Below are 18905 nucleotides of genomic sequence, written 5' to 3'. Positions count from 1 at the left end.
CCTAGAGCTTGCGCAGTGCTACCTGCTCGATCAGATGATCCTTGCCCTTGCGCAGGATGAGATCGGCGCGCGGCCGTGTCGGCAGGATGTTCTGGCGCAGGTTCTTGAGGTTGATGTTCGCCCAGAGGTCCTCTGCGATCGCGATCGCTTCCTCATCGCTGATCGATGCGTAACGGTGGAAGTAGGAATTCGGATCCCGGAAGGCCGTTTCCCTGAGCCGCATAAAACGCGTCACATACCAGTTGTGGATCTGGGTTTCCTCGGCGTCGATATAGATCGAGAAGTCGAAGAAGTCGGACACCATCGGGACGATCTTGCCGTCAGCTGGCAGATCGCGCGATTGCAGAACATTGATGCCCTCGAAGATCAGGATGTCAGGCCGGTCGACGATCTTATATTCGTCCGGCAGCACGTCATAGACGAGGTGCGAATAGGAAGGCGCTTTCACATCCGGCAGACCAGCCTTGATCGCCGACAGGAAACGCAGGATCGCGCCCGTATCGTAGCTTTCCGGAAAACCCTTGCGCTGCATCAGGTTCTCGCGCTTCAGCACGGCATTGGGATAGAGGAAACCGTCCGTCGTGACGAGATCGACCTTGGGGCTGGATGGCCACCGGCCGAGCAACTCTTTCAGGATACGCGCCGTCGTGGATTTTCCGACGGCTACCGAACCGGCAATGCCGATCACGAATGGCGTCTTCGTCACGTCCGACAGGCTGAGGAAACGGTTGCGCTGCTCGAACAGCAGCTGCGAGGATTCCACATGCGCCGAAAGCAGGCGTGAGAGCGAAAGGTAGATGCGCCTGACTTCGTCGAGGTCGATCGGGTCGCCCATCGAGCGGAGCCGTTTGACCTCATCGGCCGTCAGCGTCATCGGCGTGTCGGCACGAAACTTAGCCCACTGTTTCGATGTGAAGAAGTGATAGGGGGAAAAGGATGCACTCTGGAAGTGATCCAGCTTTTCCGCCACTCCGATAATCTGTGTCGCGATGCTCATGAATTCTGCCGGCTGGCCTTTTCCTTGAGGCCGGATTGCGCGGTCCTTCGCGCAAGTTCGGTCATGACATTCTCTAGCGGTATTTCAGCAATCTTCAATACGACCATTAGGTGATAGAGAACGTCGGCTGCTTCATAGGTGAGGTTATCGCGGTCGTCGGTGACGGCCGCCATGACAGCTTCGATCGCTTCCTCGCCGAGTTTCTTGGCTGCTTTCTGCTGCCCGCTGGCCACCAGCTTGGCGGTCCAGGATTCGTCCGGAGAGGCCTTCGCCCGTTCTTCGACGATCCGCTCAAGGTCGGAAAGGGAAAATCCGCTCATGATACTGCTTTCAAACTCAGTCGAGGCGCATCGCGATGCCGCGCTCAGACATATAGTGTTTTGCTTCGCCGACGGAATAGGTGCCGAAATGGAAGATTGATGCGGCAAGCACCGCATTGGCATGGCCTTCCTTCACGCCGGCCACCAGGTCGTCGAGATCACCCACACCGCCCGACGCAATGACGGGCACACGGACGGAATCGGCAATCGCCCGCGTCAGTTCCAGATCGTAGCCGATCTTCGTGCCGTCGCGGTCCATGGAGGTGACGAGCAGTTCGCCAGCACCGCGGGCGACCATCTTCTGGGCGAATTCCACCGCATCGATGCCGGTCGCGTTGCGGCCGCCATGTGTATAGATTTCCCAGGCGCTGAGATTGTCGCCGCCGACTTTTTGCGTCAGCCGGCGCTTGGCATCGATCGACACGACGATGCACTGGTCACCGAATTTGTCAGCCGCTTCGGCGACAAAATCCGGATTGTTGACCGCAGCCGAATTGATCGAGACCTTGTCGGCACCGCAAAGCAGCAGCTTGCGGATATCGGCAATGGTCCGCACGCCGCCGCCGACGGTGAGCGGCATGAAGCACTGCTCGGCCGTGCGTGCGACGACATCGAAGATCGTCTCGCGATTGTCCGAGGAGGCGGTGATGTCGAGGAAGCACAGCTCGTCGGCACCGGCCGCATCATAGGCTTTCGCCGCCTCGACGGGATCGCCGGCATCGACCAGATTGAGGAAATTGACGCCCTTGACGACACGGCCGTCCTTGACGTCGAGGCAGGGGATCACGCGGGCTTTCAGGGTCATTATGCGGTCTCCTTTGCCCGTGCGGCCTTGATGAGATCGAGCGCCTCCTTGGGGTCGATCCGTCCATCATAAAGGGCTCGGCCGGAGATGGCGCCTTCAAGCTTGCGGGCGTCCGGCTGCAGCATGCGCTTGATGTCTTCGATCGAGGCGAGTCCACCAGATGCGATGACCGGGATGGAAACAGCGTCCGCCAGCTCCAGTGTCGATGCCCAGTTGATGCCGGTCAGGATGCCATCGCGATCGATATCAGTATAAATGATCGCGGCAACGCCGGCGCCTTCGAATTTCTTCGCAAGCTCGATAATGCCGAGTTCGGATGCTTCCGCCCAGCCTTCGACAGCCACCTTGCCACCCTTGGCGTCGATGCCGACGGCGACACGGCCCGGAAATGCCTTGCAGGCTTCGATGACGAGCGCCGGGTCACGGACGGCAACGGTGCCGAGGATCACGCGGCGCAGCCCGCGCGACAGCCAGTTCTCGATATGCTCGAGCGTGCGGATGCCGCCGCCAAGCTGAACCGGGTTTTTCGTGGCCTTGAGGATCGCTTCAACCGCATCGCCATTGGCCGAATGTCCTGCAAAGGCACCGTCGAGATCGACCACGTGCAGCCATTCGAAACCCTGCTCTTCGAAGGATTTCGCTTGAGCGGCCGGATCGGTGTTGTAGACCGTTGCCTGTTGCATGTCGCCGAGCTTCAGGCGAACGCATTGTCCACCCTTCAGGTCGATCGCGGGAAAAAGGATCATTCGTCTCAAGTCCGTAGCGTCGTGGGCACCATCAGTGCATTCCACGCATCTACGATATCCGAACGAAAAAAGACAGCGGCAATGGCGACCGCGGCAAAAAGCACGATCAGCAGCAGGGTCACGGTGAAGGCCACCCGGACCTGGCGCCAGAAGCCGGTGCGCTTCTTCACCGACTTTTCAATATCCCGCGCCTGCCGCAGCGCCTCGCTGTTGGTGGCCATGAGCTGGATCTGCGGCTCCATGGCTTCGACATAGGTATCGGCATAGCTCGAAAGGATCTGCGAAGCGCGGTCGCGCAGCGTGCTGCGCAGATCGGCGGAGAGGTAGTTGCTTGTCACCGCCGCGATTTCCACCTCATTGGGTGAGCGGCCGGCATTGCGCTTGCGATGGCTGACGATGAAATCGCGCTTCTGGCGCTCGTAAAGTGCATAGGCAAGCAGGCCGATCAGATCATCCTCGCTTTCGATGTAGAATTCCAGCACCGCTTCGGCGAGATCGCCGGCGCTTATCTCGCCTGATCGCAACCGTGAATTCTCGTTTCCTGGAAAGGTCTCCTGCATCAGCCGCCGAGCCTCTCTTTGAGTGCCTTGGCCGCGTTCGCGAGTGCTTTGTGATGCAGAGCCTCATCCACCTGGCGGATGATCGCCCCACCGGGCAGCCTGATATCGACAAAAGGCGGTTGCCCCTCTCTGGAGGGCCGCAACCTGTAGAATATCTTGCCTGATTTCCGCGAAGCCGGCATCGAGCGCGCTCCTGTAACTGCCCTTTCAATTACAGGAGAAATAAGGCGCGCGTATTAAAAGCCAGCCCTTACGGCGCCCAGCGCAGGAAATTCGCAATCAGCGCCAGCCCAAGCTTCTGGCTTTTTTCTGGGTGGAACTGAGAACCGGCCATATTGTCCCTCCCGACAAAGGCCGTCATCGGCCCGCCATAGTCGGTGGTGGCGATGACGTCGCCGGCATTTTCGGCGGCGAGATGGTAGGAGTGCACGAAATAGGCGTGCAGGCCATCTGGCCCGGTCGGGATGCCGTCGAAAAGCGGATGTTCATGTTTCAGGTCGAGCGTGTTCCAGCCGATCTGCGGGATCTTCAGCTCCGGATCAGCAGGCGTCATCTCCACGACATCGCCTGGAATCCAGCCGAAGCCTCGAGTCGTCGTCTTCTCAAGACCGCGTGAGGACATGAGCTGCATGCCGACGCAAATGCCGAGGAAGGGGCGAGCCTTCCGCTCGACGCCTTCGAGCAGAGCTTCCGTCATGCCGGGAACGGCATCTAGCCCGCGACGGCAATCGGCATAGGCGCCGACGCCCGGCAGCACGATGCGGTCGGCAGCGGCAACGATCTCCGCCTTGTCCGTCAGGTTGATTTCCGCCTCGATACCGGCTTCACGGGCCGCGCGCTCGAAAGCCTTGGTGGCCGAGCGCAGATTGCCAGAGCCGTAATCGATAATTGCGACGCGCATTATTTGCGTCCTCCATCAAAACCGAAGAGACCGAGGGAAGTGGAATGGCTCTGCCGCGCCTGCGGGCCGGAAACCTGGTTCCATTCGGGCGCTTTCAGATCGGCGCCGGTCTCGATACTGGAAAAATAGATCTCTTCCGCAAGGTCGATCGAGGAAGCGCCGATCGCGGCCTCTTCCCGCCAGCCGCGGGAGGCGAGATTGCGGATGCGGAAATTCTGTCCTTCGAAGCCGACGAACAGGTTGACCGCGATGGCGAGCGCCATGCCCGCCGGTCCAAAGCCCGATTCCTCTGCCAACACGCCGCCGATCGCCTGTAGTGCGAAGGCAATGATTGCATGAAGCCAGAGGCGGTGGGCGAGCAGCCAGATCCAGGGAAAGAGGAAGGCAAGCCACGAGAAACCATCGCGGATCGTGCGCGTATCCTCGCGCTGACCATCAGGTGGAACAAGAAAAACGTAGCTGGATGCCATCTGATGCTCCCTGCTGGGGCTCAGACGAGCGTGCCCTTTGTCGAGGGAACACGGCCCGCCTGTCTCGGATCGATCTCTGTCGCCGCGCGCAGAACGCGGGCGACGGCCTTGAAGCATGTCTCTGCAATATGGTGGTTGTTGGCACCATAGTGGTTGAGAATATGCAGGGTGATCCCGGCATTCTGCGCAAGCGCGTGGAAGAACTCGCGCACGAGTTCGGTATCGAACGTGCCGATTTTCGGCGCGCTGAACGAGACGTTCCAGACGAGGAAGGGACGGCCGGAGAGATCGACAGCCGCCTTCGTCATTGTCTCGTCCATGGCGAGATCGATTGAGGCGTAACGCGTGATGCCGCGGCGGTCGCCGAGCGCCTTCGAAATCGCCTGGCCGATTGCGATGCCGGTATCCTCGACCGTGTGATGGTCGTCGATATGCAGGTCGCCCTTAGCCTCGATCTCCATGTCGATCAGCGAATGTCGCGAAAGCTGTTCCAGCATATGGTCGAAGAAGCCGACGCCCGTCGAAATCGTCGATTTTCCGGTGCCGTCGAGATTGACGGAGACGGAAATGGACGTCTCGTTGGTCTTGCGGGAAACACTGCCCGTGCGGCTTGCTGCGGTCTCGGCCATATGGCTTTCTCCTTGAAATCAAGGTGGTTCCTTATCAGGCGTATTGCGAAATATCCAGAAGCGCGAGGGCAGAAAAGGCAGGCCATTTGCAATCGCGGCGGACCCTCTTACATAGGGTTGGACAGGGCCGATGCCCGGCCCGCTGTAACCGCCCGCGAGTTGGGGCAACAGGTGTTTGATGACGACAATTATTACAGTTCGAAAAGGCGGCAAGGTCGTGGTGGCCGGCGATGGCCAGGTCAGCCTCGGCCAGACCGTCATGAAGGGCAATGCCCGCAAGGTCCGCCGCATCGGCAAGGGCGAAGTGATCGCCGGTTTCGCTGGTGCGACGGCCGACGCCTTCACGCTTCTGGAAAGGCTCGAGAAGAAATTGGAGCAATATCCGGGTCAGTTGATGCGCGCCGCCGTCGAGCTCGCCAAGGACTGGCGTACTGACCGTTACTTGCGCAATCTCGAAGCCATGATGCTTGTCGCCGACAAGTCGGTGACGCTTGCCATTACCGGTAATGGCGATGTGCTGGAACCTGAGCATGGCGTTATGGCCATCGGTTCGGGTGGTAATTTCGCGCTTGCCGCGGCTCTCGCGCTGGCCGACACAGACAAGTCCGCCGAAGAGATTGCCCGCCGCTCGCTCGATATTGCTGCCGACATCTGCGTGTATACGAACCACAACGTCATCGTGGAAACGTTGGATGTCGAAGGCTGACAGCGTACCCCGATATACATTCCGCGATGTCACCGACGGAGATTTTCCGCTTCTGGCGCGCTGGCTCGGTGAGCCGCATATTGCGGAATGGTGGGGCGCTGTCGACAAGGAGCTTGCTTCGATCAGGGAGTCTATGACGAGCGTGGAAACGCGGCCGATGATCGTGGAGCTGGATGGGGCGCCGATTGCGTATCTCCAGAGTTACGATCCGCATCTTGAAGAGGGCCATCCTTATCAGGATCAGCCGAAAGGCACGCTTGGACTGGATATTTCGATCGGCGATGCGGACTTGCTGGGCAAGGGTCACGGCAGCACGATTGTCAGGCAGATGGCTGCCGAACTTTTCGCTGCCGGCGCGACGCGGATCGTGATCGATCCCGACCCGGCGAATGCAAGAGCGATCCGCGCTTACGAAAAGGCAGGCTTCCGGCATTTCGACACGAGAACATCCATATATGGTCCAGCCCATTTCATGGTTATGGACCTACCCGAAGAAACGGATCTGATATGACTACTTTTTCTCCCCGCGAGATCGTTTCCGAGCTCGACCGTTACATCATCGGCCAGCATGAGGCCAAGCGCGCCGTGGCGATCGCGCTCCGTAACCGCTGGCGCCGTCATCAGCTCGATCCGAGCCTGCGCGATGAAGTCATGCCGAAGAATATCCTGATGATCGGCCCAACCGGCGTCGGCAAGACGGAAATCTCCCGTCGCCTCGCCAAGCTCGCCGGCGCGCCTTTCATCAAGGTCGAAGCCACGAAGTTCACCGAGGTCGGTTATGTCGGCCGCGATGTCGAGCAGATCATCCGCGATCTCGTCGAAGTCGGCATCGGCCTGGTGCGTGAAAAGAAGCGCGCCGAGGTTCAGGCCAAGGCCCATATGAGCGCCGAGGAGCGCGTTCTCGATGCGCTGGTCGGTGCGACGGCCTCGCCCGCGACCCGTGAAAGCTTCCGCAAGAAGCTGCGCAATGGCGAACTCGACGATAAGGAAATCGATATCGAAGTGGCCGATACCGGCTCCGGCATGGGCGGCTTCGATATCCCCGGCATGCCGGGCGCCAATATCGGTGTGCTGAACCTGTCGGAAATGTTCGGCAAGGCGATGGGCGGCCGCACCAAGAAGGTGCGCACCACGGTGAAGGCCTCCTACACAGACCTGGTCCGCGACGAGTCCGATAAACTTATCGACAACGAAGTCATCCAGCGCGAGGCTGTGCGCTCGGTTGAAAATGACGGCATTGTCTTCCTCGACGAAATCGACAAGATCGCGGCCCGCGATGGCGGTGTTGGCGCCGGCGTTTCCCGCGAAGGCGTCCAGCGCGACCTGCTGCCCCTCGTCGAAGGCACGACGGTTTCCACCAAATACGGCCCGGTGAAGACGGATCACATCCTCTTCATTGCCTCCGGCGCCTTCCATGTTTCCAAGCCGTCGGATCTGCTGCCGGAATTGCAGGGCCGCTTGCCGATCCGCGTCGAGCTTCGTCCGCTGAACAAGGAAGACTTCCGCCGCATCTTGACGGAAACCGAGGCAAGCCTCATTCGCCAGTACAAGGCGCTGATGGAAACCGAAAGCCTGACGCTCGATTTCACCGATGACGCGATCGATGCGCTCGCCGATGTCGCCGTCCATCTGAACTCCTCCGTCGAAAATATTGGCGCGCGCCGCCTGCAGACGGTCATGGAGCGGGTGCTGGACGACATCTCCTATAACGCACCGGACCGCGCCGGCACGGATGTGAAGATCGATGCCGCTTACGTACGCGAGCATGTCGGCGATCTCGCACAGAATACCGACCTGTCGCGCTTCATCTTGTAATCGGGAAACGTCGTTTCCTGTCTTTGCGCAGGTAATGCAAAAACTTTGACGATCTGAACTCTCGACAGCGGGCCTTTTACTTTTTAGTGAGAGGCCCGCTTTGTTTTTTGTACGGCTTTATTCGGACAAGATTCTGGTCCAGTCAGCCGCCACGAAGACGACAGGGAAAGACGGGAAAGCAGATCGTGCGACGCCTTTTGACAAGCCTTGTGATTGCCATGACTATCGTGGGCCCGGTCCCTGCGCTTGCGGCGCAGGCTGTTCCGCCCGGAAACCGTCATGCCGAGCAGCCGGATATTCCAGGCGCTTCGGTCCGCCGCACAAAGGGCACCAAGACGACCTTCGATATCAAATATGAGAAGGTGTACGATCTCCTGTCGACCGACCATGAGCTCCTGGGCAAGATCAAGAAGGTATCAAACGCTTACGGCATCAATCCCATTCACGTGATCGGCGCGATTGTCGGCGAACATACTTATAATGTCGATGCCTATGACCGCCTGCAGGCTTACTATGTGAAGGCCGCTTCCTATGCCGGTGAGAGCTTCCGCTTTGCCTATGATGGCGAGAACGTCGACGATTTCGTCGACCGGCCGCAATTTGCCGCCTGCAACAGCAAAAGCGATTCTTACACACTTTGGACCTGCCGCGAGGATGTCTGGGAAAGCGATTTCCGTGGAAAGACCGTTGGTGGCAAGAGCTTCCCGAACAACCGCTTCAGCGCCGTCTTCTTTCAGCCCTTCTATGCAGGCCAGACCTTCGGCCTTGGCCAGGTCAACCCGCTGACGGCGTTAATGCTGTCTGATCTCGTATCCCGCGTTTCCGGCTATCCGAAGCTGAACGAGAAGAATGCCGGCTCGGTCTACAAGGCAATCATGGACCCAGACATCTCGCTTGCCTTCGTCGCCGCCTCGATCCGCAGGTCGATCGACGACTACAAGGAGATCGCCGGCATGGATATCTCCGGCAATCCGGGAGTGACAGCCACACTTTATAATGTCGGCAATTCTCGCCAGCGCGCCGCAGCGCTTGCCGCCAAGAATCGCTCCTCCGGCACGACAGTCTGGCCGGAAGAGAATTATTACGGCTGGCTGGTCAACGATAAACTGGACGAGCTGAAGGGCCTGCTCTAACTTTCGAGGCCTGCTGGGAAGACGATAGCTTCCCGCGAAAGGCTATGCTCATGGACATGCGTCCGGACCCCTTCGTACCGCCGGCACCGCTGCCGCGCACCGTGCCGCCGTCGCGGCTCGAGATCATCAGGACGATTTTCCGCAACCCGCTCGAGCTCTGGGGCGAACCATCCTATACGCTGCCCTGGATCCGCACCAATTTCTTCGGCCAGAGAACGCTGATCGTCAACGATCCCGGCCTCATCAAACATGTGCTGGTCGATAACGCCAACAATTACCGCATGTCCGATGTCCGTCAGCTCGTCCTGCGCCCGATCCTTCGTGATGGGCTCCTGACTGCGGAAGGCCCTGTCTGGAAACGCTCGCGCAAGGCCGTGGCCCCCGTCTTCACGCCCCGGCATGCCAAGGGCTTTGCCAGCCAGATGCTGCGCCAGTCGGAAGATTACGCCAGCAAATATGCCGATGTCGGCGAAGCCGGCACGATTTTCGATATCAGCACCGACATGACGGAGCTGACCTTCGCCATCCTCGCAGACACGTTGTTTTCCGGTGAGATCGTCACATCGAGCGGCCACTTCGCCGATGATGTCAACGAGCTGCTGCATCGCATGGGCCGCGTCGATCCGATGGATCTGCTGCGGGCGCCGTCCTGGGTTCCACGTGTGACACGCATCGGCGGCCAGAAGGTCCTGGAGAAATTCCGCGCCATTGTCCGCAACACCATGGATATGCGGCTTGCGAAGATGAGGGCCGACCGCAGCACGGCGCCGAACGATTTCCTGACCCTGCTGCTGGAGCAGGCCGGTCCCGATGGCCTGACGAAGGAGGAGATCGAAGACAATATCCTGACCTTCATCGGTGCGGGCCACGAGACAACCGCCCGCGCGCTCGCCTGGACGCTCTATTGCGTATCGAACAGTCCGCATATCCGCGAGGCGATGGAAGAGGAGATCGATAGGATCCTCGCATCAGGCGTAGAACCGGTTGAATGGCCGGATCTGATGCCACAGACCCGCGCCGCCTTCGAGGAGGCACTCCGCCTTTATCCGCCCGCTCCTTCGATCAATCGCGCTGCCATTGCAGATGATTCCTGGACCAGCCCCAAGGGCGAGCGTGTCGAGATCGAGGCTGGCGTCACCGTGCTCGTCATGCCTTGGACATTGCATCGTCATGAACTCCATTGGGATCGGCCGCGCGCCTATATGCCGGAACGATTCCTGCCGGAAAACCGTGCTTCCATCGGCCGTTTCCAGTTCCTGCCGTTCGGCGCCGGTCCGCGCGTCTGCATCGGCGCCACCTTTGCGCTTCAGGAAGCGGTTATCGCGCTGGCCGTCTTGATGCAGCACCACCGTTTCGATTCGACCGATCAGACGAATCCCTGGCCGGTGCAGAAGCTGACGACGCAGCCGCAAAACGGCCTTCCGATGCGCGTGACTCGCCGGACTGTTTCCAAGCCTGCATAAATCTTTCGAATTGTCGCTGAATTGACTGTGAATGAAAGCCGGGCAAAGTGGCAGCATGAAAAAAGCTGCCACTGCAAGGGAGACACCGCATGAGCCGCATTGAAAAGAATGGTCTCTTCATCGAAGCCGTCCTTCATGATTTCCTCGTGAAGGAGGCGTTGCCGGGCCTCGCAATCGATGCGGACAAGTTCTTCGCCGACTTCTCGGCGATCGTGCATGATCTGGCGCCGAAGAACCGCGCGCTGCTTTTGAAGCGCGACCAGCTGCAGGCAAAGATCGACGACTGGTATCGCCGGAACGGCGCACCGACGGATATGGACGCCTATCAGTCCTTCCTGAAAGAGATCGGCTATCTCCTGCCGGAGGGGCCGGATTTTCAGGTTTCGACTGCCAATGTCGATGCCGAGATCGCCTCTCTTGCCGGCCCGCAGCTCGTCGTTCCCGTCATGAACGCCCGCTACGCGTTGAATGCCGCCAATGCTCGCTGGGGTTCGCTCTATGACGCGCTCTATGGCACCGATGCCATCCCGGAAACGGACGGTGCCGAAAAGGGCAGCGGCTAYAACCCCAAGCGCGGCGAAAGGGTCATCGCCTGGGTGCGCAATTTCCTCGATTCCGCCGTTCCCCTCGATGGCAGCTCCTGGAAGAATGTCGGTTCCTTCGCCGTCAAGAATGGTGCTCTGGCAATTGCTGCCGTCGATGGCAAAACACTGGCGCTGAAAGATGCCGGACACTTTGCCGGCTATCGCGGCGATGCGAACGCGCCGACCCATATTCTCCTGAAGAATAACGGCATCCATATCGAAATCTTGCTCGATGCCTCGACCGCGATCGGCAAGACCGATCCGGCCCATATCTCCGACGTCTGGCTGGAATCGGCAATCACCACGATCATGGACTGCGAAGATTCCATTGCAGCCGTCGATGCCGAGGACAAGGTCGTCGTCTACCGCAATTGGCTCGGCCTCATGAAGGGCGACCTGCAGGAAGAAGTGGCCAAGGCCGGTTCGACATTCGTTCGCAAGCTCAACCCGGATATCGCCTACGCGGCCCCCGGCGGACAGAGCTTCGAACTGCATCGCCGCTCTCTGATGCTGGTGCGTAATGTCGGCCACCTCATGACCAATCCGGCGATCGTCGATCGCGATGGCAACGAGGTTCCGGAAGGCATCATGGATGCCGTAATTACCGGCTTGATTGCGCTCTACGATGTCGGCCCGTCCGGACGCCGCAAGAATTCGCGTGCCGGCTCCATGTATGTCGTCAAGCCGAAGATGCATGGCCCCGAAGAGGTCGCCTTCGCAGTCGAGATCTTCTCACGCGTTGAAGACGCCCTCGGCATGGCGCGCAACACCATGAAGATGGGTATCATGGACGAGGAGCGCCGCACGACGGTCAATCTCAAGGAATGCATCCGCGCTGCCCGCGAACGGGTCGTCTTCATCAACACGGGCTTCCTCGATCGCACAGGCGATGAAATCCACACTTCTATGGAAGCCGGCCCGATGATCCGCAAAGGCGATATGAAGCAGGCCGCCTGGATTGGAGCCTACGAAAACTGGAATGTCGATATCGGCCTCGAATGCGGCCTCTCCGGCCACGCGCAGATCGGCAAGGGCATGTGGGCGATGCCCGATCTGATGGCCGCAATGCTGGAGCAGAAGATCGCCCATCCGAAGGCTGGGGCTAACACCGCCTGGGTGCCGTCGCCGACGGCCGCTACTCTGCATGCCACGCATTATCACCAGATCAATGTCGCCAAGGTGCAGCAAGGCCTGAAGGATCGCACCCGCGCCAAGCTCGCCGACATTCTCTCGGTGCCGGTCGTTGTACGGCCGAACTGGACGCCGGACGAAATCCAGCGCGAACTCGACAACAATGCACAGGGCATTCTGGGTTACGTCGTGCGCTGGGTCGACCAGGGTATCGGCTGCTCCAAGGTGCCTGACATCAACAATGTCGGCCTCATGGAAGACCGCGCGACATTGCGGATTTCCGCCCAGCACATGGCGAACTGGCTGCACCACAAGATCGTCACGAAGGAGCAGGTCGTTGAAGCGATGAAGCGTATGGCCGCCGCCGTCGACCAGCAGAATGCCGGCGATTCGGCCTACATCCAGATGGCCGGGAATTTCGATGATTCGATTGCCTTCCAGGCAGCACTCGATCTGGTCCTGAAGGGCAGGGAACAGCCGAACGGCTACACCGAGCCGGTCCTGCATCGCCGCCGCATCGAGCTCAAGGCAAAGCAGACCGCCTGAGCCTGCCAGATACAAAAAGGCCGCCGGACTTCAAAAGTCCGGCGGCCTTTTTTATACCGAATTCAGCTTTTAGCTTACTGGATAACGATGACCTTGGAGGTGGTCTTGCCCGGACGGACGCGGCTGTAGAGATCGATCACGTCCTGGTTCATCAGGCGGATGCAGCCAGAAGAAGCGGCGGTGCCGATCGATGCCCATTCGGGGGTACCATGCAGGCGGAAGAGCGTGTCCTGGCCCTTCTCGTTGAAGAGGTACATGGCGCGTGCGCCGAGCGGGTTGGTGAGGCCTGGACCCATGCCGTCTTCGACGTACTTAGCGATTTCAGGACGACGGACGGCCATTTCCTTCGGTGGGTGCCAGTTTGGCCATTCCTGCTTCCAGGCGACATAGGCCGTGCCGGACCATGCGAAGCCCTGCTTGCCGACGCCGATCCCGTAACGGACGGCTTTGCCGTTGGGCAGGATATAGTAGAGGTGACGCTCGCGCGTGTTGACGATGATCGTGCCCGGACGCTCGTCGCTCTGGTAGCTGACGATCTGCCGGCGGAATTCCGGCTTGACGCGGTCGATCGGAATTGCCGGCAGGGAGTATCCGGCATCCGACGTTACACCGTAGGCGTCATTGAAGATTTGTGCCGTCTGAACGGTCGGACCTGCGCCCTTGTCATCGACGGACGCGGATTCGGACGTCGTGGAGCAGCCGGCCAGTGCCAGGGTCGCCAGCAGGCCAAATACAGGGAATGCATTGCGGATGCGCATGGATGACTCGTGAAGGTTTTGGGGCAAGGGAGGATAGTCTTTCGACCATCGTTGCTTATGGTTTATTTTCGATTAACTTTGCCTTTGCAAGGCTGCTGCGGTGCGACAAAATCCATCTGCGCCGCAAATTAGAAGCGCATGGCTTTTTTGCAACAATGACCAAGGCCCCCTGACACTTATCCATGACGATTTTGAGCGTTTACAATAACAATCCGTTAATCGATGGCCGGCAATCGGACAGGGCCATGATGGTCCGCCGTGGCATGCAGATTTTGCTCCACGATATGCGCCACGCAGTGCTGCCGGAACTGCCTCTGGCGAGCGGCCGCCGGGCCGATTTGATTACCATCTCTGAAAAGGGAGAGGTCTGGATCATCGAGATCAAGACGTCGATCGAGGACTTCAAGGTCGATCGTAAATGGCCGGATTACCGTCTGCATTGCGACCGGCTATTCTTTGCAACACACAAGGATGTGCCTGTCGATATATTTCCAGAGGAGTGCGGCCTTTTTCTTTCAGATGGTTACGGGGCGCATATGCTGCGCGAGGCACCTGAACACCGCCTGCCGCCGGCGACCCGCAAGGCCGTAACGCTCAACTTTTCGCGCGCAGCCGCGCAGCGGCTGATGATGGCCGAATGGGCAAACGGCAAACCGTTCAACGTGGATGATGTCTGACTATTTCGGCGCGCGTTTGGCGAGGATGCGCTGCAGCGTGCGGCGGTGCATGTTGAGCCGGCGTGCCGTCTCAGACACGTTGCGCTCACACATTTCGTAGACACGCTGGATATGCTCCCAGCGCACGCGATCCGCCGACATGGGGTTTTCCGGCAGTTCCGCCTTTTCCCCGGGCCGTTGCGTCAACGCCGCAAACACATCATCGGCATCAGCAGGTTTCGCCAGGTAATCCACAGCCCCGAGCTTCACTGCCGTCACCGCGGTGGCGATATTGCCGTAGCCCGTCAGCACTATGATGCGCGTGTCGTCGCGGCGCTGGCGAATCGCTTCGATGACATCGAGACCGTTGCCGTCACCGAGTCGTAAGTCGACCACCGCATATTTCGGCGGCCGGCCCTTGGACTTTGCCACACCTTCCGCCACCGATTCGGCCGTTTCCACATGGAAGCCGCGTGCCTCCATAGCCCGTGCTAAACGACGCAAAAACGGGCCGTCGTCGTCGACGATCAGCAGGCTCGGGTCAGGCCCGATATGCTCCTCGTTGGAGCCGGCGGAAATCTCATGGTTCTGATCTGTCATCGCTACGGTCCCGGCGGTTGAATGTCCGAATGCGTCAACCGCTTATATTCTGTTTATGCCCACAAAGTCATTTTGTCGAATTTGCGTCTATCAACACGCGCGGCCATTCGATTCGAATGCGAGCGCCGGCATTTTCCGGATCACGGTTTTCGAAAATCAAAGACGCGCCGGAGCGCTCCAGCAGCGTCTTGGCGATGAAAAGCCCCAGCCCCAGGCCTCCAGCCGTATCTTCCCTCTGCCGTTTGGTGACGTAAGGCTCGCCGATCCGCGTCAGAATATCGGGCGCGTAGCCGTTGCCGTCGTCCTCGATGACGATGAGCACCTTTTCGTGATCATGCTCGACCGTGACCGTCACCTTCTCCCGCGCATAGTCGACAGCGTTCTCGACGAGGTTGCCGAGCCCGTACATGATGCCGGCATTGCGGTCGGTAACAGGCTCGCCCCTGCGCGGGCTCTTTTCCATCAACTCCAGCTTGATGCCGAATTCGCGATGTGGCGCCACGATTTCCTCCATCATCGAGGAAAGGGGTAGCCGCCGCAGATGCGCCTCGCCCTCGGCGGAGAGCGTCGTCAGCCGGCGAAGGATGTCGCGGCAGCGCTCACTCTGACTGCGCAGAAGCTGCACATCCTCGCGGAACCGGTCGTCATTCTTGAGCTCGCGCTCCATCTCCTTGGCAACGACGCTGATCGTGGCAAGCGGCGTGCCGAGCTCATGGGCTGCGGCCGCCGCAAGCCCGTCGAGCTGGGAAAGATGCTTTTCCCGCTGCAGCACCAGCTCAGTTGCCGCCAGCGCGTCGGCAAGCTGGCTTGCTTCCATCGACACCCGATAGGCATAGAAGGCAGCAAAGGCCATGGTCGAAGCAATTGAACACCAGACGCCGAACTGCATGACATTGTGCACGTTGATTTCCATCCCGTCGAACCACGGAAGTGGAAAGGGCGAGAAGGCAAGCACGGTAATGCAGACCATCGCAAAGCCGATCAATGCAGTGCTGTAGCGGATCGGCTGTGAGGCGAAGGAAATGATGACGGGAACGCAGACCAGTGCCGCAAAGGGATTGGCAAGGCCGCCAGTAATGAAGAGCAGTGCGCAGAGCTGCAGAAGGTCGAAACCCAAAAGCGCGAAAGCGGCACGCGGCTCAAGCCGGTGAGTCGGCGGATAGCGTATCGTCAGATAGAAATTCACCGCGGCGAGTGCGGCAATCAGCGAGCAGCTGGCAACCAGCGGCAGGGGGAATTTTAACAGGAACGCGACGATGAAGACTGTTACCGCCTGGCCGATGACCGCCAGCCATCGCAATCGCACCAAAGTCTGCAGGCGTAGCCGGCGGCTGCTTAGCCTGTCTTCCCGTGTCTGGATTTCGGTCTTCTCAATCACGCCACACTCCTACAGCATCTTCCGAAAATCGGAATCGATTTCGGAAAGCTTGATGCGTAGATTCAAAGAGTTAGAGCGTCCGTTGCGCGTCCGAATGAACGCACGGCGCTCCAACGCCGCGGATTATGTACCACGGGGCTTTGCCCTTGTCGTCGGCGCCGCTTCATCAGGCTTTTCCGGCCAGGGATGTCTTGGATAGCGCCCCCGCATATCCGCGCGCACATCCTTCCACGAGCCCGCCCAGAAACCTGGCAGGTCGCGGGTCGTCTGGATCGGCCTGTGCGCCGGCGAAGTAAGCTCCAGCAGCAGAGGCAATCGTCCGCCGGCGACCGCCGGATGCTGCTTGAGACCGAAGAGCTCTTGTACCCGGATCGTCAGCGTCGGCTCTTCGCCGTCGTATTGGATCGGATGGCGTTGCCCCGTCGGCGCATCGAAATGCGTTGGTGCAAGCCGTGCGAGATCGCGCTGCAGGTCGTGCGGGACGAGTGCCATCAGTCCGTTGGAGAGCCCGGAGGCGGAAATATCCGAAAGCCCTCGCGCGTCCATCTGGAAAGGGATGAACCAGTCTTCCATGCGGTCAAGCAGTGCTTCGTCGCTCATAGCGGGCCATGGTTCACCGATCGTCCGGTGCAGGAAGCCGATCCGCTCCCGAAGCTGCAGAGCCTCCTTGGAAAAGGGAAGCTGATCGAGCCCCAGCTCCTGCAATCCCTGCGCAAGCGCCCGTACCACCGCCTCGCCCGAGGGGCGTGGAAGCGGCGCTTCCTCGAAAACGATCGCGCCGAGTCTTGTGGCCCGGCGTGCCCGCACCTGCCGACTCTGCCTGTCGAAAAAGGTCTGATCGTCCGTCCGGATTTCGCCCGGCAGCTCGGCTTCGATGTCGGCGCGGGAAACGTCCGCTGCCGCCAGAATTCTCCCCTGTGCGGCCCGACCCGTCAGATCGGCGATTACGAGCATCTGGCTGCCGGCCAGCCGCTCGGTCTCCGCAAGCTCGGCGCCTCGGCCGTTCGCCATGACATACCGCCCGCGCGCGCCGCGCTGAAGTGCGATTCGATCCGGGAACGCATGCAGCAGAAGCCTTCCTGCGAGAGCAGGTTCAGCGCTCGAAACCCTATTGAAACCTTCTGAGAGCCTCCCTGCGAGCCGTCTCGCAGCCTCGGCCCTTTCGCCTTTTTCACCTTTGAACCGTCGCAGACGCTCCTCCAGATCGATGCCAGTGCCGCCGAGCCCCTGCTCGGTCAGCAGCACGGATATCAGCGCCGCATCCCTGGCATGACCCGATTCGCCAGCCGAAACCACCATGGCGGCCAGCCGCGGCGGCAGGGCGAGGTCGCGCATCACCTTGCCTCGCGCCGTCAACGCACCGTTTTTGTCCAGCGCCCCAAGCTGCGCCAATAGCGCGCGTGCTTCCTTGATTGTCGTCTCCGGCGGTTGATCGACAAAAGCGAGCGATTTCGTATCCTGAACGCCCCAATGGGCGAGATCGAGCACGAGACCGGAAAGATCGCTGGAAAGGATCTGCGGTGGCGTGAAGGCCGGAAGTGCCGCCGTCTGACCCTGATGCCATAGGCGGATCGCGATGCCAGGTTCTGTCCTTCCCGCGCGGCCGGCGCGCTGATCGGCCGAAGCGCGTGACACCCGCACTGTTTCCAGCCGCGTGATGCCCGTCGATGCCTCGAAGACCGGCGATCGCTGCAGCCCGCTGTCGATCATGATCCGCACGCCGTCGATGGTGATCGAGGTTTCAGCAATTGAGGTCGCAAGCACGATTTTGCGCGTGCCTGGTGCCGCGGGGCGGATCGCCGCGTCCTGCTCATTCTGGCTGAGATTGCCATAGAGCGGCGCAATCAGCGTCTCGGCGCCGAACCGCCCCTCGAGCCGCTCTGCCGTCCGGGTGATCTCCGCCTGGCCAGGAAGGAAGGCGAGAATCGATCCGGATTCGCTCGCATGAAAACCGGCGATCGCCCGCACCATCGCGTCTTCAATGCGCTCGCCGCCCGGCCGGTCCTGATAACGGATATCAATCGGAAAGCTTCGACCCGTACTCTCGATAACAGGCGGATGATTAAGCAGTGCAGCGACCCGTTCGACATCGAGCGTGGCCGACATCACAAGGATACGTAGGTCCTCGCGAAGCGCCGATTGAACGTCGAGCGCCAGCGCAAGGCCGAAATCGGCATCCAGCGACCGCTCGTGGAATTCGTCGAAGATGACGGTGGAGACTCCGGAGAGTTCGGGATCATCGAGGATCATACGGGCGAAGACGCCCTCGGTGACAACCTCGATCCGCGTCCTGGCCGATATCCTGTTATCCAGGCGCATGCGGTAACCGACCGTTTCGCCCACCTGCTCGCCGCGTAGGGACGCCATCCGGCTCGCCGCGGCACGCGCCGCCAGCCGGCGGGGCTCCAGCAGGATGATCTTCCCGTCGTCGCGCCAAGGTTGGCCAAGCAGATGAAGCGGTACCAGCGTCGTTTTGCCGGCGCCTGGAGGAGCCGAAAGCACGGCTCGCTTCTCCTTGCCAAGCGCCGCGCTGATATCAGGCAGCACATGCGAAACCGGAAGCTCCGGCAAAGAAGGCGTCGTCTTCACTTTCGGGCCGTCACCATTTCATAGGCAAGGATGGCGGCCGCCAGATCCTCGAGCGCTGCGCCGACGGATTTGAAGAGGGTAATCTCTTGTGCATCTTTCCGCCTGTCACAGGCGCCCG

22 protein-coding genes (1 of these 22 running past the window's edge) are annotated in these 18905 nt (G+C 60.1%); 8 read left to right on the top strand and 14 right to left on the bottom strand.

The genetic code is table 11. The annotated features are described in order from the left end of the window. Position 1: 1 nt before the first annotated feature. The 9 genes from coaA to hisB all read right to left on the bottom strand — a co-directional run bounded on the left by coaA (position 2) and on the right by hisB (position 5428). Positions 2-997 (bottom strand): type I pantothenate kinase, encoded by a 996-nt coding sequence (gene coaA, locus AC1DTN_RS07105; protein ID WP_310389856.1) that lies wholly within the window; start codon positions 995-997, stop codon positions 2-4. Further along, a complete protein-coding gene (locus AC1DTN_RS07100) occupies positions 994-1317 on the bottom strand; it encodes a phosphoribosyl-ATP diphosphatase (protein ID WP_477920217.1) in 324 nt (107 codons plus the stop codon). The genes coaA and AC1DTN_RS07100 overlap by 4 nt, the downstream gene beginning before the upstream one ends. A gap of 16 nt (positions 1318-1333) precedes the next feature. After that, positions 1334-2122 carry an imidazole glycerol phosphate synthase subunit HisF gene (gene hisF / locus AC1DTN_RS07095; RefSeq protein ID WP_113183711.1) on the bottom strand — a complete coding sequence of 263 codons (789 nt, stop codon included), beginning with the start codon at positions 2120-2122 and terminating at the stop codon, positions 1334-1336. Then, positions 2122-2868: a 1-(5-phosphoribosyl)-5-[(5-phosphoribosylamino)methylideneamino]imidazole-4-carboxamide isomerase gene (hisA, locus tag AC1DTN_RS07090; protein WP_113322137.1), complete on the bottom strand. Its 747-nt coding sequence runs from the start codon at positions 2866-2868 to the stop codon at positions 2122-2124. Before hisA ends, hisF begins: the two co-directional genes overlap by 1 nt. A gap of 5 nt (positions 2869-2873) precedes the next feature. Continuing rightward, positions 2874-3428 (bottom strand): hypothetical protein, encoded by a 555-nt coding sequence (locus AC1DTN_RS07085; protein WP_113322136.1) that lies wholly within the window; start codon positions 3426-3428, stop codon positions 2874-2876. Next, a complete protein-coding gene (locus tag AC1DTN_RS07080; RefSeq protein WP_113322135.1) occupies positions 3428-3610 on the bottom strand; it encodes a hypothetical protein in 183 nt (60 codons plus the stop codon). Before AC1DTN_RS07080 ends, AC1DTN_RS07085 begins: the two co-directional genes overlap by 1 nt. 68 nt (positions 3611-3678) lie before the next feature. Continuing rightward, entirely contained in the window at positions 3679-4329 is a 651-nt protein-coding gene (hisH, locus tag AC1DTN_RS07075) for an imidazole glycerol phosphate synthase subunit HisH (RefSeq protein WP_477920214.1), read from the bottom strand. Then, positions 4329-4799, bottom strand: coding sequence for a DUF2628 domain-containing protein (locus AC1DTN_RS07070; RefSeq protein WP_477920212.1), 471 nt, complete (start codon positions 4797-4799; stop codon positions 4329-4331). Before AC1DTN_RS07070 ends, hisH begins: the two co-directional genes overlap by 1 nt. Positions 4800-4819: 20 nt before the next feature. Next, positions 4820-5428, bottom strand: a complete 609-nt coding sequence (gene hisB, locus AC1DTN_RS07065; RefSeq protein WP_113322132.1) for an imidazoleglycerol-phosphate dehydratase HisB — start codon at positions 5426-5428, stop codon at positions 4820-4822. Positions 5429-5606: 178 nt separating this feature from the next. Here hisB and hslV point away from each other — a divergent pair, with 178 nt between their 5' ends. From hslV to AC1DTN_RS07035, 6 genes are all read left to right on the top strand, one after another. Beyond that, the gene (gene hslV / locus AC1DTN_RS07060) at positions 5607-6134 is read left to right on the top strand and encodes an ATP-dependent protease subunit HslV (RefSeq protein ID WP_113322131.1); all 528 of its coding nucleotides are present in this window, start codon (positions 5607-5609) and stop codon (positions 6132-6134) included. Then, positions 6121-6645 carry a GNAT family N-acetyltransferase gene (locus tag AC1DTN_RS07055; protein ID WP_439016945.1) on the top strand — a complete coding sequence of 175 codons (525 nt, stop codon included), beginning with the start codon at positions 6121-6123 and terminating at the stop codon, positions 6643-6645. Before hslV ends, AC1DTN_RS07055 begins: the two co-directional genes overlap by 14 nt. Further along, on the top strand, positions 6642-7949 hold the full coding sequence (gene hslU / locus AC1DTN_RS07050) for an ATP-dependent protease ATPase subunit HslU (protein WP_113183717.1): 1308 nt from the start codon (positions 6642-6644) through the stop codon (positions 7947-7949). The genes AC1DTN_RS07055 and hslU overlap by 4 nt, the downstream gene beginning before the upstream one ends. 185 nt (positions 7950-8134) lie before the next feature. Beyond that, positions 8135-9082, top strand: a complete 948-nt coding sequence (locus tag AC1DTN_RS07045) for a DUF1402 family protein (protein WP_477920209.1) — start codon at positions 8135-8137, stop codon at positions 9080-9082. Between the two features lie 50 nt (positions 9083-9132). Continuing rightward, positions 9133-10545: a cytochrome P450 gene (locus AC1DTN_RS07040; RefSeq protein ID WP_477920208.1), complete on the top strand. Its 1413-nt coding sequence runs from the start codon at positions 9133-9135 to the stop codon at positions 10543-10545. 89 nt (positions 10546-10634) lie between these two features. Beyond that, complete coding sequence (locus AC1DTN_RS07035; RefSeq protein ID WP_477920206.1) at positions 10635-12806, top strand: malate synthase G; 2172 nt, start codon at positions 10635-10637, stop codon at positions 12804-12806. A gap of 74 nt (positions 12807-12880) precedes the next feature. On the opposite strand, the gene AC1DTN_RS07030 is transcribed toward AC1DTN_RS07035, so the two are convergent. Then, positions 12881-13564, bottom strand: coding sequence for a L,D-transpeptidase (locus tag AC1DTN_RS07030; protein ID WP_025670011.1), 684 nt, complete (start codon positions 13562-13564; stop codon positions 12881-12883). Between the two features lie 2 nt (positions 13565-13566). Between AC1DTN_RS07030 and AC1DTN_RS07025 the strand changes: the two genes are divergently transcribed. Both AC1DTN_RS07025 and AC1DTN_RS07020 read left to right on the top strand, forming a co-directional pair. Continuing rightward, a complete protein-coding gene (locus AC1DTN_RS07025) occupies positions 13567-13737 on the top strand; it encodes a hypothetical protein (RefSeq protein ID WP_162747990.1) in 171 nt (56 codons plus the stop codon). A gap of 9 nt (positions 13738-13746) precedes the next feature. Beyond that, the gene (locus AC1DTN_RS07020) at positions 13747-14241 is read left to right on the top strand and encodes an MmcB family DNA repair protein (RefSeq protein WP_037070647.1); all 495 of its coding nucleotides are present in this window, start codon (positions 13747-13749) and stop codon (positions 14239-14241) included. Here AC1DTN_RS07020 and AC1DTN_RS07015 read toward each other — a convergent pair whose 3' ends face one another. The 4 genes from AC1DTN_RS07015 to lhpI form a co-directional block, all read right to left on the bottom strand. After that, positions 14242-14820: an ActR/PrrA/RegA family redox response regulator transcription factor gene (locus AC1DTN_RS07015; protein ID WP_025670009.1), complete on the bottom strand. Its 579-nt coding sequence runs from the start codon at positions 14818-14820 to the stop codon at positions 14242-14244. It lies immediately after the preceding gene. Between the two features lie 67 nt (positions 14821-14887). Further along, positions 14888-16198: an ActS/PrrB/RegB family redox-sensitive histidine kinase gene (locus tag AC1DTN_RS07010; RefSeq protein WP_439016949.1), complete on the bottom strand. Its 1311-nt coding sequence runs from the start codon at positions 16196-16198 to the stop codon at positions 14888-14890. A gap of 123 nt (positions 16199-16321) precedes the next feature. Next, positions 16322-18787 carry an ATP-dependent helicase HrpB gene (gene hrpB, locus AC1DTN_RS07005; RefSeq protein ID WP_477920205.1) on the bottom strand — a complete coding sequence of 822 codons (2466 nt, stop codon included), beginning with the start codon at positions 18785-18787 and terminating at the stop codon, positions 16322-16324. Continuing rightward, a protein-coding gene (lhpI, locus tag AC1DTN_RS07000) for a bifunctional Delta(1)-pyrroline-2-carboxylate/Delta(1)-piperideine-2-carboxylate reductase (protein ID WP_477920203.1) crosses the window boundary here: on the bottom strand, positions 18784-18905 show its 3' portion. 826 nt of this gene lie beyond the right edge of the window; 122 of the gene's 948 nt are visible here — the last part of the coding sequence; its start codon lies off the right edge, out of view; it ends in the stop codon at positions 18784-18786. The genes hrpB and lhpI overlap by 4 nt, the downstream gene beginning before the upstream one ends.

Source organism: Rhizobium sp. 01T444 (assembly GCF_056398305.1).
The sequence above is the reverse complement of the archived record's forward strand: the minus strand, read 5'-3'. Positions and strand labels throughout refer to the sequence as shown.